Raw genomic sequence first — 15,616 nt, forward strand, 5'->3', positions numbered from 1 at the left:
GTCAATCCAGCGGACCGATGTAAAGCCATGGGCCTGACGCTTCGCCATCACGCCTGCGGAACAGCGAGTGTTCCTTCAATACGTGGCGTTGCCCACCGGCGCTGAACACGGCCTCGAAACGCACGGTTCCCTCAAGATCATCCGAACGACCAGCCTCAGAGGCCAGCACTTTGAGGCCATGCCATCGGGTCTGGCGGCAACTAGCCCGCAATTCTCGCCGTCGCTCAGCGACTGCACTGGCAGCATCAGGGTGGGTGGCGATCAGATAATCCACCTCCGAGAGCGCGTAAGCGGAATAGCGGGATCGCATCAATTGTTCGGCGGTCTCCGCCTTCAGCCTGCCTCGGTGAAGCGGTCCACAGCACTGAAGTAGTGGATCTCCGCTTCCACATGGACAGGGACGGTCTCCAGAATGTGCAAAGCCCAATGCCATCAATTCAGCTCCTGCATGGCAGGCAGAGGTCGAACGAGAGACGCCGTGGCGATGCCCTCGCGCATGGCGGTTACCAGGCCCGCGGCTTCTGCGTAGGAGCTGGCTTTCAGGATCTGATTCCCACAACCCAGAGCTTCTGCACTGACCGACAGCACGCCTGGATTGTTCACCGCGATCACAGGAACGCCCCGTTCCAGGCTGGCAAGAACAGCCTCCCCTCCAAGCGCACCATCCGGCACCACAACGGCACCCAGCTGGTTGGCGACGAGATCCTCGGGCGCGATCGAACAGCCAGAGGAGAGATCCAGCAGGTCCGGAGCCCTGCTCAGACCCACCAGCACACAGGCAAGAAAGGTGTAGCCGAGTTCCTCGCCTGCAGCACGGGGATCAAGGTCAACGTCGAGAGGCAACGCCTCCAACGCTGGCGCGTGAGCGCAGGGAATCTGCAGATGCCGAACCAGCAGATGACTGATCACCGCTTCAGCGCCGGCGAGGGCATCGACACCCGTGCCGTAGCGATAGGCCGCCAACGTCTCAGTGTCCAGATCATCGGGGAATCGAGCCACCACTGCAATGGCGGTGGAACCTGCCGCCTTGAGGCGCTCTGCCGCTCTCAGAAGCGCATCGGGTCGATCCAAAGTCCCCCAGCTTGTGCCGCTGTCGCCGGCAGCCAGATGCACACCCAGAGGCTCATCAGTGCGGACCACCGCGTTGATATCAAGGCCAAGACTGGCCCTACAGCCCTCCGCAACCTGACGATGTCGCAGTAGCAGGTCCGATTCGATGCCGGCATCCAGCAACAGGCCGATGCGCTGACTGCGCCTCGGGCGCAGTCCCCAGGCAGCTGAGGCAAAACGATCGAGGCCGTAACCCTCCACATAGTGAATGCGTGGATCACGCCAGTACAACGAAGCTCCATTGATCACATTCGGATGGGTGATCAGGCAACCGCTGGCTGCCGCCAATAGGCGGGCACTCGGCAAAGCATCGCCAGCAAACCCACCGATTTCACAACCGATGCCCGTCGGCACGACCATCAGCGTGGGCAACGGCGCAGCGAAGACCGTCATGGGTTAATCAGCACGGCTTCGACCTCAAGCGCAACCTGGGATGTTTCAGAGGAGCGTTGGATAGAGGTGATCGCCCAGCGCAATGGCTCACCCTCCCTTTGAAGCTGCTCGAGAACCCAGGAGCGAAGATCGCCGATAGTGCACAACTCGGGACTGATCAGCGACAACCTCCTGAAACTGAGCTTCATGACCAAAAGGCAAAGACCAAAAACAAATCAGGTGCCATCGCTGAAATTCTCGCAATCGATCCACTACGCAAGTTTCAGGCCTCAGTGCTGAAGTTTGCCGATGCATTCGAGCAAGCCAGCAACACCGACACACACTCTTTCCTCGAAACAGATGTGGGAAAGGCACTCGAGAAGATGCATTCCAGCAGCGGCGATGTACTGGGATCACTACTCAACAGCGGCAAAGAGCTGCGCGGCATGGATTACAACAGCTTCATGGAACTGCTGAACGCCGAGGCTTGAAAACATCCCTGCTGAGAGACGAACAGAACCCTCTTGAAGAATCAGCTCTGGTACTGACCGAACTGAGCCTGATAGAGCGCATCCTCCTGACCTGCAGCTGCAATGAGGTCAGAACGTGGGAAGGAAACACAGAGAAGAGCGAAGCCCTTTTTGCGTAGATCCTCCTTGACACCCATCGCGTCAGGCTGGTGCACCTCACCCTCTTGGATGCGTGCAGCGCAGGTGGTGCAAACTCCAGCGCAGCAGGAGCTGGGCAATGGCACTCCGGCCTCTTCCGCAGCAGACAAAACGGTCTGATTGTCCTGGCACTGAAAATGATGTTGCTGGCCATCAAGCTCAATGGTGATGGCATAAACAACTGGAGTGGTGTCGCTCATCTGTCCTGGAACGCTCCCGTCGATGGCATCTTCTCAGCGTAGAAGCCGTTGAAATCCACCCCAACCTCACTGAAGCCGCACTGGTCAAAAAAAGCCGGCCCTATGGCCGGCTGACAAACGCAAACAGGTTTGCAATCAGTGGGTAAGCAAATTAGGCCATTGCAGCAGCGCCACCCACAACCTCAAGAATTTCCTGAGTAATGGCCGCCTGACGAGCCTTGTTGTAATCAAGGGTGAGCGTCTTGGCGAGCGCCTTGGCGTTGTCGCTGGCATTGTTCATCGCCATCATTCGACTTGCCAGCTCAGAAGCCGCAGCCTCCTGAAGAGATCTCAGCAGCTGATTCTGAAGGTAAAGGGGCAGAAGGGCATTGAGCAATTGGTCAGGGCTCTGCTCAAACACAATGTCTGAAGGCAGCTGAGGCTGAGCATTGGCCGGCCCTGCACCAGATTCAACCCGCAGCTCTCCGTCTTTTGTCGTAAGACGGAAGATCTCGTCGTCAGCCTCAGCGATACCTTGAGGATCAAGGGGAAGCAAAGTCTGAACGACAGGGTTGCAGCTCACCAGGTTGATGAACTTGGTGTAGATGATCTCAACACGATCGGTGCTCTCGGATAGAAACTCCGCGAACACTTCATTGGCGATGGATCCTGCTTCGTCGGCTGTCGGAACCTGCTCAAGACCAGTGAAGGTGGCCTGGATCGGGTAGCTCCGATTCGTGAAATAGCTGATGGCTTTGCGACCGATCAGAACCAGATCAACTTTGTATCCCTTGCCCTGAAGCTCAGCAAAACGCATCTCGGTGCGTTTGATGATGTTGGCGTTGTAACCGCCACAGAGACCACGGTCACCGGTGACAGCCACAAGGGTGATGGTCTCTACATTGCGCTGCTCGAGCAGGGGAGCATCGGCATCCTCGAAACGCATGCGTGCCTGGAGGTTTTCAAGCAGCCGAGCGAGACGATCCGCGAAGGGACGACTTCGCAAGACCTGCTCCTGAGCACGTCGAACCTTGGCCGCTGCCACGAGGCGCATGGCCTCAGTGATCTTGCGGGTGTTCTTGACAGATTTGATCCGATCTCGGATCTCTTTCAGATTTGCCATGTCTCAGGGCCTCAGTTGGCGGAAGCCAACATGGTGGAGGTGACTTCGGCAATGGCCTCCTTGAGCATGGTTTCGGCCTCAGGGCTGAGCACCTTCTCCTCCTGAACCTTTTTAATGAACTCAGGCTTGTTGCTTTTCAGGTACTCGCGGAGCTCCCTGGAGAACTGGACCACCTGATCTTCGGGGACATCATCAATAAGCCCCTTGACCCCTGCGTAAACAATGGCGACCTGCTCAGCAAGGATCAGCGGACTGAACTGAGGCTGCTTGAGAAGCTCACGCAGACGCTTCCCGCGTCCGAGCTGCTTCTGTGTTGCCGCATCAAGATCGGAAGCGAACTGTGAGAACGCAGCCAGTTCATCGAACTGAGCGAGCTCCAGTTTGAGGGTGCCAGCAATTTTCTTAATGGCCTTGGTCTGGGCAGCACCACCAACCCGGCTCACTGAAATACCCACGTTGATAGCAGGACGCAGACCGGAGTTGAACAGATCGGAACTAAGGAAGACCTGACCGTCGGTGATCGAAATCACGTTGGTAGGGATGTAGGCGGAAACATCACCTGCCTGTGTCTCAATAATCGGTAAAGCCGTCATGGAACCCTTGCCCATGGCATCAGACAACTTGGCAGCCCGCTCGAGCAAACGGCTGTGGCAATAGAACACATCGCCAGGGTAGGCCTCACGTCCGGGCGGACGACGGAGCAGCAGGGACATCTGGCGGTAAGCCTGGGCTTGCTTAGAGAGGTCGTCGTAGATAACCAGGGTGGCCTTGCCCTTGTACATGAAGGCTTCAGCGATGGAAGCACCCGTGTAAGGAGCGAGGTACTGCAGAGCGGCGGGGTCTGAGGCATTTGCAGCAACGATCACGGTGTAATCCAGTGCGCCGCGCTCGCGCAGAACCTCCGTCACTTGGGCAACGTTTGCCGCTTTCTGACCAATAGCCACATACACACAAACGACGTCCTGATCGGCCTGATTCAGGATCGTGTCGATGGCGATAGCAGACTTACCTGTCTGACGGTCACCAATGATCAACTCACGCTGGCCACGACCAATGGGAATCATTGCGTCGATCGCAGTGATTCCGGTCTGCATGGGCTCATGCACCGATTTGCGCTGAATAATCCCCGGAGCGGGAGACTCAATCAATCGGGTCTCAGTTGTTGCTAGATCACCCTTGCCGTCGAGGGGAACTCCCAAAGAATTCACGACTCGACCGAGCAGAGCGTCACCTACGGGAACCGACGCGATCTTGCCGGTTGCACGGACGGTGCTGCCTTCCTGAATACCTAGGCCTTCGCCCATCAGCACGGCGCCAACATTGTCGTCTTCAAGGTTGAGAGCAATGCCTTCAGTGCCATCTTCAAATTCAACGAGTTCGCCGGCCATCACCTCTTGAAGGCCGTAGACGCGGGCGATGCCATCACCCACCTGCAGGACAGAACCAACGTTGCTGACAGAAACAGACTTGTCGTAGTCCTCGATCTGCTGCTTGAGAATCGCGCTGATCTCGTCGGGACGGATGGAAACCATGGCTAGTAAACCCTTTGACGGGGAATAAAAGAAAAATCTGAAGGGTGAAGAAAAAAACGATCAGCCTGCCTTAGCAAGCGAGAGACCGAGTCGCCTTACTTGGCCGGAAAGACTAGCGTCGATGACCTGAGAGCCCACATTGATAACAAAGCCGCCAATCAGGCTCGGATCGATGGTGAGATCAATCTCAACGGACCCGCTGCCTACCATGGACTCAACCTTGGCGGTCAGTGACGCCTTCTGAGTGTCAGTCAGGGCCTGAGCCGAGCGGACATGCGCTAGCGAAATCTTGCGGGATTCGCGGTAGAGCTCGAGATACCGACCCAGGACGGCATCAAAAGCGGTAAGGCGGTAACGATCGGCCAGGACCTTGAGCAGATTCAGCAATGAAGGCTGAATTTGCTCGCTCAGAAGCTGCTCGAGGGCTTTCTTCTTGGCTGTTGGCTCAAGAACTGGAGAGGTCATGGCATCTCGCAGTGACTCACTGCTGTCCCAGAGAGCAATGAGCTCCTTGCACTGGGCTGCCACATCCTCTGACTCGTTACGAGCATTGGTCACCTGCAACAACGCTTCGGCGTAAGGGGTGGCCAGGGTATTGAGAAGGGGCATCAGGCGTCCTCCAGATTGTTGATGGAGGCGTCGATGAGACGGGCTTGGGCCGAAGCATCGAGACGTCCGGGCAGATCAGCCATCACCTTGTCGATGGCGGCAAGGGCAGCTTCGCGCCGTAGCTGCTCGGTCAGACGTGCACCTTCGGCATTCAGATCAGCAAGAGCATCTTGCTTCAGGGCTGCCATCGCCTCGATGGTGCGCTGCTCACCGTCGACACGAATGGCATGTGCCCTGGCTTTGCCATCGGCACGAATCTTCTCAGCTTTTTCTTTGGCAGAACCGAGATCGGCCTGGGCCTTACTCAGCTCTGTGGTGGCAGTTTTGAGTCGGGTTTCCGCATCGTTCAATTCCTTGAGAATCGATTCACGACGACGCTCAAGAATGCCGCCAAGCAATCCCTTGAGGAAATAGACGAGCAACCCAATGACAATGACCAGATTGATCAGGTTTGTATCAAGAGGATTGAGGTTGATCGCAAAACCACCCTCTGCTGCAAACAAGGTGACAAGAGACATCATGAAACGGCCAGCAGACGTTGAATGATCTTTGTGCTGAACTCATCGACTTTGCTCATGAGCTGCGACTGAGCCTGCTCTCGCTGCGTCTCAATCTCACGGCGGGCTTTTTCCCTCGTGCGATTGGCATCGGCTTCGGTTGTCGCGATGGCTTCGCGATACAGATTGTCCACCTCCTGTTCAGCTTCGAGAATCGCGGCCTGAGCGGCCTGGCGAGCACCCCGCAGTTGTTCAGTCAGTTCAGCCTCAAGACGCTGGACCTGCTCAAGCTTCTGCTTGGAATCGGCAAGACTTGTGGTGATGTAACCCTCACGATCTTCCACGACCTTGCCAACTGGCCGGAAGAAGAGGGAATTGAGCAGGAAGGTCAGGAGAACCACCTGAACAGCCATTAGAGGCAAGGTGGCATCGAGGTCAAAAAGACCTCCCTCCGGCACCGCTGCTTCAGCAAGCAGAAGCCAGGTCATGAAAAAGGAGCGCTGAGGAAAAGCTAATGATGAGAAGAGGTATCACACCAGGGAGCTGCCATCACACGAGGGAGCTCCCTGAAGATTGATCAACCGGCAAAGGGGTTGGCGAACAGAAGCACCAGAGCCACAACCAGGCCGTAGATCGTCAGCGACTCCATAAATGCAAGAGAAAGCAGCAGGGTGCCGCGGATCTTGCCTTCAGCTTCAGGCTGACGGGCAATACCTTCAACAGCACCTTGGGAAGCGCTGCCCTGACCGATACCAGGGCCGATAGCCGCCAGGCCAACAGCCAGGCCAGCAGCAACGACGGAAGCTGCGGAAGTAATGGAATCCATGTTGAGAGCGTTGGGGGGGGGGATGCGCCTTAGCGCTGAGCAAATGAAGTGGGGATTGGTTCCCCCTGCGCTGGGACACTCTCTGTTGAAAGAGAGCGGGCCCGAGTCATGAGCGTCGGACCTACGCGCAGAAGTGTTTAGCAGATCGCCTAATCGGCGAGCGTTTGTCAACTAGTGGTGTTCATGCAAACCTTCGCCGATGTAGAAGGCAGCCAGTGTTGCAAAGATCAGAGCCTGAATTGCACTGGTAAAAAGTCCAAGCAGCATCACCGGAAGAGGAACGATTAAAGGAACTAAATAAACAAGAACTCCAACCGCAAGTTCATCTGCCAGAATGTTTCCGAAAAGTCGGAACGACAATGAAAGAGGTTTTGTAAACTCCTCGATGATCTTGAAAGGAAGCATGATCGGAGTTGGCTCTACATAGAGCTCAAAAAACCTCAAACCTTTTTTGCTTAGGCCGGCATAAAAATAAGCGAGAGACACCAGCAGAGCCATCGCAACCGTGGTGTTGATGTCTGCAGTGGGAGCACCCAATTCGCCGTCAGGAAGTTCAAAAACTTTCCAAGGGATTAAAGCGCCACCCCAGTTGCTCACAAAAATGAATAGGAACAGGGTTCCAATGAAAGGCAGCCACTCTCGATAGTACTTTTCTCCGATCTGGTCACGGGCGAGATCACGCAGATAATCCCAGAGAAATTCGAGCAGGTTCTGCACGCCTCTGGGGTCGCGATCCAACTTGCGCGTACCAACGAGAACGACAGCAAGGAGTGCGCCGATCAGGATCCAGGAACTCAGAAAAACCTGGCCATGCAGATTGAGGTTGCCGATCTGCCAATACAGATGGTTTCCAACCTCCAGTTCGGCGAAAGGCAGTGTGAAAGGCAGCAAAGCCATTGAATGCAGAAGGGGATGCGCTAGCTCAGCCGTCAATGACGGTCTGAAGAATCAAGGCGGGTTTATAGAGAAGGAAGCCGATGAAAGCAGGAAGGATCTCAAGCTGGGGGAGCTTGGCCGCTGCAACGACGAGCAGCACAGGCACAACCAACTGAAAGCGACCCACTTGACGGGAACCTCCGCCGAGCCGAGCCACGCTGCGGGCGAGGAGGCGCAGGTAGAGAACACCAGCGCAAGAACCCACCAACAGGCTGCTGGCAACTATGGCGTCGAAACCAACTAGTGCGATGAGAACCGCGACTAGTGAAACCGCCAGAGTGGCCAGCATCAAGCGTTGTTGAAGTCTGACGTAGTCGGCCATTCCAGAATCGATCGCAACGGATGCCGCGGGTGATTCGGTGGGGTCGTTAGCCAGCAAACATTGCCTGAGGAAGCGCGCGGAATCTATCACGCGTTTTCTCAGGATCAGGTTCTGCAAGCTTCCAGCAGCAGCAGTCGGCGCGACAGGAGACCTCTTGCAACTGAGACGGTCTCAGGCCCAAGGTTCAGGTCACCCAAACGAGTTTCTGGCTGGTGCTCAATAGCTTCCAATAGTGCCAGCTCGGATTCTGAAAGAGTGATGGGCTCCAGATCCGGACCCAGAAGGCTGGAGGAAGGCCATCCCCATAAACACGACTGTCGTCGACCAATTGCCTGGAGCAAGGCTGAATCGTCCTCCCAGGTGTTGGAGTGAACGGGTTGTTTCGCCACAAAAAACTCGAAATGACTGATCTCGGGATCGAGGTCTTCAACGAGCAGCCATTGTTCGCGCTCAGGAAGCATTGCTGCACGCTCCAGCAATTCACCTGAGAGCAAACGATTGAGATCCCACACCGAGGAATTCGAAAAGCCAGCGAAATGCAGTCCGGCTGCATCGATCAAGCTGAACAAGCGACTTAGGTCGTAGCTGGTTTCCTGCGGATGGAGATACATATCTGCGAAATTCGAATCGGCTGCGGTATCGATCAACCAGCGCTGCTCATGGTTCTGACGCAGACGATTGCCCTCAGGCAGAACCTGAAAAAGTTCACGGCCAAGACGCAGACCTTCAGCACCGCTGCCAGCACCCAATCGGAACAGCGCGCTCTGGGTTCGATGAATCTCCCAACGCCCCCCATCGGCGTAGAGGAACAAATGGATCAATCCTGTGTCCGACAAAAGCGAACTCAAGGCCTTCAGACCCTCAAGCGGCTCGCGCAAGTGATGCAGAACGCCCACAGAATTGATGTAGTCGAAGGGTCCCTCGCCCTCCAGATCGAGAAGACTGCGCTGTTCCTGGCGCAAAGCATCCACCTGATCGCCTGCACCTGATCTCTTCAGTCGTTCACGGGCTACTTCAAGAGCTCCCGCACTGATATCGACTGCCAGGATCTGCGCTCCTGGATTGAGGTGGCAGAGGTAATCGGTGCTAACACCTGTCCCACAACCCGCATCGAGAATTCGCAGAGAAGGCTTGATATCAGCATGCGATGGCACTGCACCATGCACCGCTGCCAGAACGCTTTCATGGCACCAGCGCCAGTTGTAGCCAGGAGGCGGTCCGTCCTGAAGAGGATCCCCGGGATAGGGGAACCGGTCATAAAAGGCACTCACCACAGGGGTTGCGGCATCCGAAGGCTTGGGGTTCATCGGCGCGTCGATTTCCGATCTCATTATTCGGTTTGAAGCATTTCAGGGTGGGCATCGAAAACAGGCCTGAAGGAGCAAGCCCTGCAAACATTTGTTCATGCCAGATCAAGAGCCCTAAGGACGAGCCGTAACGTGGCCGAATCCGGCTTGCTCCCGTTCATGACCGTGACCGCCAGCAGCGGCAGCCCAAGGGTTTCCCCCCAGCTGTTCGACACCCTGCCGCTCTCCAGCGTTCGTCAGGCGGAACAACAGGACCGTTTCCCTGACGGGGGCGAACTCGACACGCTGATCACGTTCTTCCGCAGCGGCAATGACCGTCTGGAAGCCTCAAAGATCATTGCCAGCAACGCCGAATCAATCGTTGCCCGCGCGGCGAACAGGATTTTTGTTGGTGGAACTCCCCTTTCGTTCCTCGAGGCGCCTCTCAGCACAGGCGAGGTGGCTCGGGTGGCCGATGAAGCACCACTAGCGTCTGACCAAGCCGCTTTCGAACAATCCGTCCGCACCTTCACGGGCGACAGCGGCATCACCAAGCGAGGCAACTTCTTCACGCGGCTGTTTGATGTCGCCGGCGGAGACGCCGATGTAAGAGTCGTCCTGCCCACCGGCTTCACCGCCATCAGCGTGGCCAAGTACGGCCCAGCATTCATGCGCAAATCGGTGCGCGACCTGGGCTGGTTTCTTCGCTACGTGGGCTATGCATTGGTAGCCGGTGACCCCAGCATCCTTGCCGTAAACACGCGCGGACTGCGCGACATCCTTCTCAAGAACTGTTCTCTGACCGCCACCAACGTGGCCCTTCAGGAGATGAGAGGGGCCTGTGCGGAGCTGCTCCGCGAACGCCCAGAGGCTCGCCGGCTGACCATCGATTGCTTCAACGTGCTCCTAAAGGAGCTCGCGATTGCTACACCTTCCACGAGACAGAAGCTCGGCAGCCGCGTCAGCCAAGGGCTCCAGCTCCCAGCGATTTACGCCCTGGCATCGGAATCAGCACAGCGTTTCGAAATGCGACCTGGCCTGTCCGGAGCGGAGAAGGCTGAGATCATTCGAGCCGCCTACAGACAGGTCTTTGAGCGCGACATCGCCAAGGGCTATTCCCAGACCCCCTGTCGTTCAGAAGCCAGCCAACTGGTGCAGGGCAAGATTTCCATGCGGGAATTCATCCGCGCCCTGGGCCGAAGCAAGGAATACCGGAATCAGTTCTACGGACCCTTCGTGAACAGTCGGGTTGTGGAACTCGCATACCGCCATTTTCTTGGACGCGGCGTCAGCTCACTCGAGGAATTCCGCAAAGCCTTTTCGATCGTCAGCGAGCAAGGCCTGAACGGTCTGATTGATGTGATCGTGAATGGGAGCGAATATGCGCAGACTTTCGGTGAGGAGACTGTTCCTTACCTTCGCGACCTGGGTGAAGAGGCACAAGAGAGTGCTGGCTGGGGGTCAAACCGTCGTTTATTCCGCTTCAGCGCACCGTTCGAGGCAGCACCTCAATACGTAACGCTCTATGCCTCCTACCGGCAACCTCTTGCTGATCAGCACGTTTACGGCGGCGGCAATGATCCGGTCGGCAATCAGTTCGGAGCGATCTTCCCTTCGGACACCGCTTCGGTGACGACGCGGCCCGCACCATTCAGCTATGACACCCGCCGCCTGCTGGTGAGTAACGGCATGGCACAACCGGGACAAATGGACAGCCCCCAGTTCCGAGGCAGTCGTCCGCGCAAGGTGGGACCGCGAGTGATTCGACTCCAGCAGATCTCCACAGGCGGCGCGGCGGTTCCACGCCGCGGCGGTCAGCCCAGCGTTCGCAACACCGAATCCTCCACCCAGGCCGTGATCAAGGCCGTGTACATCCAGATACTCGGCAATTCCGGCTACGAAGGAGAACGCCTCAACTCACATGAAGCCCGTCTCGAAAACGGAGACATCAGCCTCCGCGACTTCATTCGCAGTGTGGCTCGCTCTGATGCCTTTCGCCGTCGGTACTGGGAAGGCCTCTACATCGCCAAGTCCATCGAAGTGATGCACCGACGCCTGCTTGGCAGGCCCACCTTTGGTCGCTGGGAGATCGATGCTCTGTTCGATACAGCAGCTCGCCAAGGTTTTTACGGTTTGGTCGATGCACTGATCGACAGCAAGGACTACCAAGACTGCTTTGGTGAAGACACAGTCCCTTATGAACGCTTCATTACACCGAAGGACCTGACCACTCGTCGGGCTCCTGGATTACGTAGGGCCTTGGATCCCTCGATTGGGGCCAGCGTCAACGTGTCGATGACTCCACGGCCAGAAGCAATCCGTCGCGAAGCCTTGCGCACGACCGGTGACGTCACCAAGAGAAATATCGCTGATCAGAGTCAACGCAGCCGCTTCGGCGGAAAGTGGACAGCCGACATCAGCGGGTTCACGCCCCCGGAACAGCTGGGCGCTTTCATGCTTCGGCGCACCTCCGGTTCCCCAGCATCACTCAACCAGTGGTCCAGAACATCCCAGTCCAAGCGAGGGCAAGCTGGGCTCCAGGCGGCACTTCCTCTCGGTGATGCCAGTGGTTACAAGCGACGCGAGGGGCTTCCCACCCAGGCCTCTTTGGCACGCGTCTCTAACGAATCCGAACTGCGGGAGATCCTTGATGCGACCTACCGACAACTGCTCAACCGCGTCCCACTCGAGACGGAACGCCTCACCACGGCGGAGTCACTGCTTAGAGATGGGCAGATTGATCTCGAAGGCTTCGTCGAATCGGTTGCGCTAAGCGAGCCTTTCCAGGATCGACTCTCACGGATGGCACCGCTTCGAGCTGCCACCGCAGCGAGCATCGCTCTTCTCGGCAGAGCCTCAACTCCCTCGGAGACCAGCCGCTTCTTGCAGGTCAGAGCAGCTTCTGGTCAACCGACGGCCGTACTCAATCTGCTGGAACTCCGCACCGAAACTGGCTCTGAACCTTCGGATGTTCCGGGGCTCAGCACGCTGAGCTCACGCAGTGGGGTGCCCCAGTCGACCATCACTCGAACAGCAAGCCTGTACGGCGGCAACGCTGGTCTGACCCCGCGACCCGATGAAGCTCTCTGAACATTCCGTTCAAAAGAGAGTTTTATTGTCAAAGAACATCAATTAACGCCAATACGGGATTGACTGAGCCCTCCTAGTTTGTGCTGGCTGTTTATAAAAAAGAACTTAAATAAACAGCAAGAAGTTCAAACAGAGCGGGCCACACTGGCAATGAAGATCTGTTACCAGGACACATACTCTCCAGAACCCTGCCTGAGAATTAAGGAGGTTTATGTGCTCCTGGCCTCGCGAGGGGTACGAATTCCACAACGGAAGATCAACAGATACAACATCTGAAGGCCTTCCGACTCGGATCTCAGTGATCCGAGGCACAGCGGCCCTTAAGCTGCTTCACGATCTCAATCGAGATCACCACACCACTCACCGGATATCGGCCTCCTACGGGCGGCTGCTTGCTTCGAGGTAGAACTGCATGAGCATCGTCTCCAACTCGATCATCAACGCGGACGCCGAAGCCCGCTATCTGAGTCCAGGAGAACTGGACCAGATCAAGGCGTTCGTTAGCGGAGGCCAACGTCGCCTGCGAGTCGCTCAGGTTCTCAGCGAGAGCCGTGAGCGCATCGTCAAGACTGCAGGCGGACAGCTCTTTCAGAAGCGTCCTGATGTCATTTCCCCGGGCGGTAATGCCTATGGAGAAGCCATGACCGCAACATGCCTGCGGGATATGGATTACTACCTCCGTCTCGTGACCTACGGCGTCGTCGCTGGTGACGTCACCCCGATCGAGGAGATCGGCGTCATTGGAGCCCGTGAGCTCTATCGATCCCTCGGCACTCCCCTCGAGGCCATGGCAGAAGCCGTTCGTGAGATGAAGACCGTGGCAATGGGCATCCTTAGTGGTGCTGATGCCGAAGAAGCCGGCTTCTACTTCGACTACGTGGTGGGCGCTCTCGCCTGATCACCGGAACCAACGCCCCTTCACGTCACTCCTGAGTCCATGCAAGACGCGATTACCAACGTCATCAACAAGTCCGACGTCCAAGGTCTCTACCTGGACACGGCATCCATGAGCAACCTCGAGAGCTACTTCGCCAGCGGTGAGTTGCGCGTGAAGGCTGCCGCAACCATCAGTGCGAATGCTTCCGCCATCATCCGAGACGCTGTGGCCAAGGCGCTCCTGTACTCGGACATCACCCGTCCTGGCGGCAACATGTACACCACCCGCCGCTACGCAGCCTGCATCCGTGACCTGGATTACTACCTGCGGTATTCCACCTACGCCATGCTCGCAGGCGACACCTCCATTCTCGATGAGCGTGTCCTGAATGGCCTCAAAGAGACCTACAACTCCCTAGGAGTGCCCATCGGAGCAACGGTGCAGGCCATTCAGGCGATGAAGGAAGTTACAGCCTCCCTGGTCGGTCCCGACGCAGGCAAGGAAATGGGTGTGTACTTCGACTACATCTGTTCCGGTCTCGGCAACTGAGCCCCATGAGGTTGTTCAAAGTCACCGCTTGCATCCCCAGCCCTGAGAAGGTTCGGACGCAGCGCGAATTACAGAACACCTTCTTCACCAAGTGGGTTCCCTACGACAGCTGGTTCGCTGAGCAACAGCGCATCCAGAAACAAGGTGGGCGCATTATCAAGGTGGAGCTCTGCACCGGCAGTCAACAGGTCAACGTCGGCAACTGATTCGGATTCAAAGGTGTCTTCAAACCCGGCCTCTGGTCGGGTTTTTTTGTTGGGCTCCCTTGGCAAACCGTCTCAAGAACGGCTCAATACATGCAACACCTCCGATCGTTTTGAGCAGCCCCACCGTGATCTCCAAAAGGAGTCGATCCTCACGTCAGGGCATCCTGCGGGAACGGCAGAAGGCTGCTGCTGAATCCAAGCCTCTCTGGGAGCGTTATCTGCCGCTCGACTGGTCTCTGTGGCCTGCGGAAGCCCGTCTGCTGCTCACACTCACAGCCATCTGGAGCCTGGCAGGCCTGCTGGTGCTCGCGTCAGCCAGCTGGTGGGTCGCTGCCCGTGAACAAGGTGAGGGTGCTTATTACGTCAAAAGGCAACTGGTGTGGATGGCAGCCAGCTGGAGCCTGATGTCATTCACCGCATCGATCAATCTGCGGCGCTGGCTGAAACTGGCGGGGCCCGCACTCTGGATTGGCTGCCTATTGATCGCAGCGACCCTGGTGATGGGAACCACTGTGAATGGAGCGAGCCGTTGGCTTGTGATTGGACCGATTCAGATTCAGCCTTCCGAACTCGTGAAGCCGTTTGTGGTGCTTCAGGCTGCGAACCTCTTCGCGCATTGGAAACGGACCGGTCTGGATCAAAAGTTTCTGTGGCTGGGCAGCTTCGGAGTTCTAGTGCTGCTGATTCTCAAGCAGCCCAACCTGAGCACCGCTGCGTTAACAGGCCTGCTGATCTGGCTGATGGCCTTTTCAGCAGGACTGCCGCTGTTTCAGCTGTTCGGCACAGCGATCGGAGGAGCACTGCTGGGCACCGGCAGCATCCTGATCAACGAATACCAGCGTCTGCGCGTGATTTCCTTTCTGAATCCCTGGAAAGATCCGCAGGGTGATGGATATCAACTCATTCAAAGCCTGCTGGCGATCGGCTCGGGCGGTGTTTTCGGACAGGGATTCGGGCTTTCCACCCAGAAACTGCAATATTTGCCGATTCAGAGCACCGACTTCATCTTCGCGGTCTACGCCGAAGAATTTGGACTCGTGGGGTCCTTGTTACTACTGCTCTTCCTGATGTTGATCGGCTACCTGGGGCTGCGCGTTGCCCTCCGCTGCCGAAGCAATCAGGCCAGGCTTGTTGCCATTGGTTGCGCGGCACTCCTCGTGGGCCAATCGGTAATGAACGTGGCCGTGGCATCTGGAGCAATGCCGACGACCGGACTGCCACTGCCGCTGGTGAGCTATGGAGGCAACTCACTGCTTTCCAGTCTGATGATCGTGGGACTTCTGATCCGCTGCTCTCTCGAATCCACAGGGTTGATCGGTGGGCGCGGCCAAGCCCAACGACTGGCGTCTGATCGACGCCGTCCACATCCTGATCGATAGGCTGAACTCCGAGTTTTTCTAAACCGGCTTCACCATCGCCTTCCTCGACCTGGCA

At 57.0% G+C, this 15,616-nt stretch carries 18 protein-coding genes; 6 read left to right on the forward strand and 12 right to left on the reverse strand.

Going from position 1 to position 15,616, the window contains the following annotated elements; genetic code table 11:
• Position 1: 1 nt before the first annotated feature.
• Both DXY31_RS15785 and DXY31_RS15790 read right to left on the reverse strand, forming a co-directional pair.
• A complete protein-coding gene (locus DXY31_RS15785) occupies positions 2-433 on the reverse strand; it encodes a YchJ family protein (protein ID WP_114994647.1) in 432 nt (143 codons plus the stop codon).
• Positions 433-1,503 (reverse strand): DUF3326 domain-containing protein, encoded by a 1,071-nt coding sequence (locus tag DXY31_RS15790; RefSeq protein ID WP_244279873.1) that lies wholly within the window; start codon positions 1,501-1,503, stop codon positions 433-435. Before DXY31_RS15790 ends, DXY31_RS15785 begins: the two co-directional genes overlap by 1 nt.
• A gap of 56 nt (positions 1,504-1,559) precedes the next feature.
• On the opposite strand from DXY31_RS15790, the gene DXY31_RS17200 reads away from it, so the two are divergent.
• Positions 1,560-1,973 carry a hypothetical protein gene (locus tag DXY31_RS17200; RefSeq protein ID WP_170953743.1) on the forward strand — a complete coding sequence of 138 codons (414 nt, stop codon included), beginning with the start codon at positions 1,560-1,562 and terminating at the stop codon, positions 1,971-1,973.
• Between the two features lie 41 nt (positions 1,974-2,014).
• Here the strand turns inward: DXY31_RS17200 and DXY31_RS15805 are convergent, their stop codons facing one another.
• The 10 genes from DXY31_RS15805 to DXY31_RS15850 form a co-directional block, all read right to left on the reverse strand.
• Positions 2,015-2,350: a 2Fe-2S iron-sulfur cluster-binding protein gene (locus tag DXY31_RS15805; RefSeq protein ID WP_114994649.1), complete on the reverse strand. Its 336-nt coding sequence runs from the start codon at positions 2,348-2,350 to the stop codon at positions 2,015-2,017.
• A gap of 151 nt (positions 2,351-2,501) precedes the next feature.
• Positions 2,502-3,452, reverse strand: coding sequence for a F0F1 ATP synthase subunit gamma (locus DXY31_RS15810; protein WP_114994650.1), 951 nt, complete (start codon positions 3,450-3,452; stop codon positions 2,502-2,504).
• 11 nt (positions 3,453-3,463) lie between these two features.
• Positions 3,464-4,984, reverse strand: coding sequence for a F0F1 ATP synthase subunit alpha (atpA, locus tag DXY31_RS15815; RefSeq protein ID WP_114994651.1), 1,521 nt, complete (start codon positions 4,982-4,984; stop codon positions 3,464-3,466).
• A 60-nt stretch (positions 4,985-5,044) separates the two neighbouring features.
• Complete coding sequence (atpH, locus tag DXY31_RS15820; RefSeq protein WP_114994652.1) at positions 5,045-5,593, reverse strand: ATP synthase F1 subunit delta; 549 nt, start codon at positions 5,591-5,593, stop codon at positions 5,045-5,047.
• Positions 5,593-6,114, reverse strand: coding sequence for a F0F1 ATP synthase subunit B (locus tag DXY31_RS15825; RefSeq protein WP_114994653.1), 522 nt, complete (start codon positions 6,112-6,114; stop codon positions 5,593-5,595). Before DXY31_RS15825 ends, atpH begins: the two co-directional genes overlap by 1 nt.
• Positions 6,111-6,578, reverse strand: a complete 468-nt coding sequence (locus DXY31_RS15830; RefSeq protein WP_114994654.1) for a F0F1 ATP synthase subunit B' — start codon at positions 6,576-6,578, stop codon at positions 6,111-6,113. The genes DXY31_RS15825 and DXY31_RS15830 overlap by 4 nt, the downstream gene beginning before the upstream one ends.
• Positions 6,579-6,667: 89 nt before the next feature.
• Entirely contained in the window at positions 6,668-6,916 is a 249-nt protein-coding gene (gene atpE, locus DXY31_RS15835; protein WP_007098848.1) for an ATP synthase F0 subunit C, read from the reverse strand.
• Positions 6,917-7,087: 171 nt separating this feature from the next.
• Positions 7,088-7,813, reverse strand: coding sequence for a F0F1 ATP synthase subunit A (atpB, locus tag DXY31_RS15840; RefSeq protein ID WP_114994655.1), 726 nt, complete (start codon positions 7,811-7,813; stop codon positions 7,088-7,090).
• A 25-nt stretch (positions 7,814-7,838) separates the two neighbouring features.
• Positions 7,839-8,174, reverse strand: a complete 336-nt coding sequence (locus DXY31_RS15845; RefSeq protein WP_114994760.1) for a hypothetical protein — start codon at positions 8,172-8,174, stop codon at positions 7,839-7,841.
• 104 nt (positions 8,175-8,278) lie between these two features.
• Complete coding sequence (locus tag DXY31_RS15850; protein ID WP_114994656.1) at positions 8,279-9,481, reverse strand: bifunctional 2-polyprenyl-6-hydroxyphenol methylase/3-demethylubiquinol 3-O-methyltransferase UbiG; 1,203 nt, start codon at positions 9,479-9,481, stop codon at positions 8,279-8,281.
• Between the two features lie 159 nt (positions 9,482-9,640).
• On the opposite strand from DXY31_RS15850, the gene DXY31_RS15855 reads away from it, so the two are divergent.
• The 5 genes from DXY31_RS15855 to DXY31_RS15875 all read left to right on the forward strand — a co-directional run bounded on the left by DXY31_RS15855 (position 9,641) and on the right by DXY31_RS15875 (position 15,561).
• Entirely contained in the window at positions 9,641-12,550 is a 2,910-nt protein-coding gene (locus DXY31_RS15855; RefSeq protein ID WP_114994761.1) for a phycobilisome rod-core linker polypeptide, read from the forward strand.
• Between the two features lie 412 nt (positions 12,551-12,962).
• Positions 12,963-13,448 carry an allophycocyanin gene (locus DXY31_RS15860; protein ID WP_067095786.1) on the forward strand — a complete coding sequence of 162 codons (486 nt, stop codon included), beginning with the start codon at positions 12,963-12,965 and terminating at the stop codon, positions 13,446-13,448.
• Positions 13,449-13,487: 39 nt separating this feature from the next.
• Complete coding sequence (gene apcB, locus DXY31_RS15865) at positions 13,488-13,976, forward strand: allophycocyanin subunit beta (RefSeq protein ID WP_066910982.1); 489 nt, start codon at positions 13,488-13,490, stop codon at positions 13,974-13,976.
• Between the two features lie 5 nt (positions 13,977-13,981).
• Positions 13,982-14,182, forward strand: coding sequence for a phycobilisome linker polypeptide (locus tag DXY31_RS15870; protein WP_114994657.1), 201 nt, complete (start codon positions 13,982-13,984; stop codon positions 14,180-14,182).
• Positions 14,183-14,310: 128 nt separating this feature from the next.
• Complete coding sequence (locus DXY31_RS15875; protein ID WP_244279884.1) at positions 14,311-15,561, forward strand: FtsW/RodA/SpoVE family cell cycle protein; 1,251 nt, start codon at positions 14,311-14,313, stop codon at positions 15,559-15,561.
• Positions 15,562-15,616: the final 55 nt, after the last annotated feature.

It is taken from the genome of Synechococcus sp. UW179A, assembly GCF_900473965.1.
Classification (GTDB): Bacteria; Cyanobacteriota; Cyanobacteriia; order PCC-6307; family Cyanobiaceae; genus Synechococcus_C.

Excerpts from the sequence above, each read along its gene's own strand:
- DXY31_RS15785 (WP_114994647.1), bottom strand. The coding sequence starts at position 433 with ATGGCATTGGGCTTTGCACATTCTGGAGACCGTCCCTGTCCATGTGGA.
- DXY31_RS15790 (WP_244279873.1), bottom strand. The coding sequence starts at position 1,503 with ATGACGGTCTTCGCTGCGCCGTTGCCCACGCTGATGGTCGTGCCGACG.
- DXY31_RS15805 (WP_114994649.1), bottom strand. The coding sequence starts at position 2,350 with ATGAGCGACACCACTCCAGTTGTTTATGCCATCACCATTGAGCTTGAT.
- DXY31_RS15810 (WP_114994650.1), bottom strand. The coding sequence starts at position 3,452 with ATGGCAAATCTGAAAGAGATCCGAGATCGGATCAAATCTGTCAAGAAC.
- atpA (WP_114994651.1), bottom strand. The coding sequence starts at position 4,984 with ATGGTTTCCATCCGTCCCGACGAGATCAGCGCGATTCTCAAGCAGCAG.
- atpH (WP_114994652.1), bottom strand. The coding sequence starts at position 5,593 with ATGCCCCTTCTCAATACCCTGGCCACCCCTTACGCCGAAGCGTTGTTG.
- DXY31_RS15825 (WP_114994653.1), bottom strand. The coding sequence starts at position 6,114 with ATGATGTCTCTTGTCACCTTGTTTGCAGCAGAGGGTGGTTTTGCGATC.
- DXY31_RS15830 (WP_114994654.1), bottom strand. The coding sequence starts at position 6,578 with ATGACCTGGCTTCTGCTTGCTGAAGCAGCGGTGCCGGAGGGAGGTCTT.
- atpE (WP_007098848.1), bottom strand. The coding sequence starts at position 6,916 with ATGGATTCCATTACTTCCGCAGCTTCCGTCGTTGCTGCTGGCCTGGCT.
- atpB (WP_114994655.1), bottom strand. The coding sequence starts at position 7,813 with ATGGCTTTGCTGCCTTTCACACTGCCTTTCGCCGAACTGGAGGTTGGA.
- DXY31_RS15845 (WP_114994760.1), bottom strand. The coding sequence starts at position 8,174 with ATGGCCGACTACGTCAGACTTCAACAACGCTTGATGCTGGCCACTCTG.
- DXY31_RS15850 (WP_114994656.1), bottom strand. The coding sequence starts at position 9,481 with ATGAACCCCAAGCCTTCGGATGCCGCAACCCCTGTGGTGAGTGCCTTT.
- DXY31_RS15855 (WP_114994761.1), top strand. The coding sequence starts at position 9,641 with ATGACCGTGACCGCCAGCAGCGGCAGCCCAAGGGTTTCCCCCCAGCTG.
- DXY31_RS15860 (WP_067095786.1), top strand. The coding sequence starts at position 12,963 with ATGAGCATCGTCTCCAACTCGATCATCAACGCGGACGCCGAAGCCCGC.
- apcB (WP_066910982.1), top strand. The coding sequence starts at position 13,488 with ATGCAAGACGCGATTACCAACGTCATCAACAAGTCCGACGTCCAAGGT.
- DXY31_RS15870 (WP_114994657.1), top strand. The coding sequence starts at position 13,982 with ATGAGGTTGTTCAAAGTCACCGCTTGCATCCCCAGCCCTGAGAAGGTT.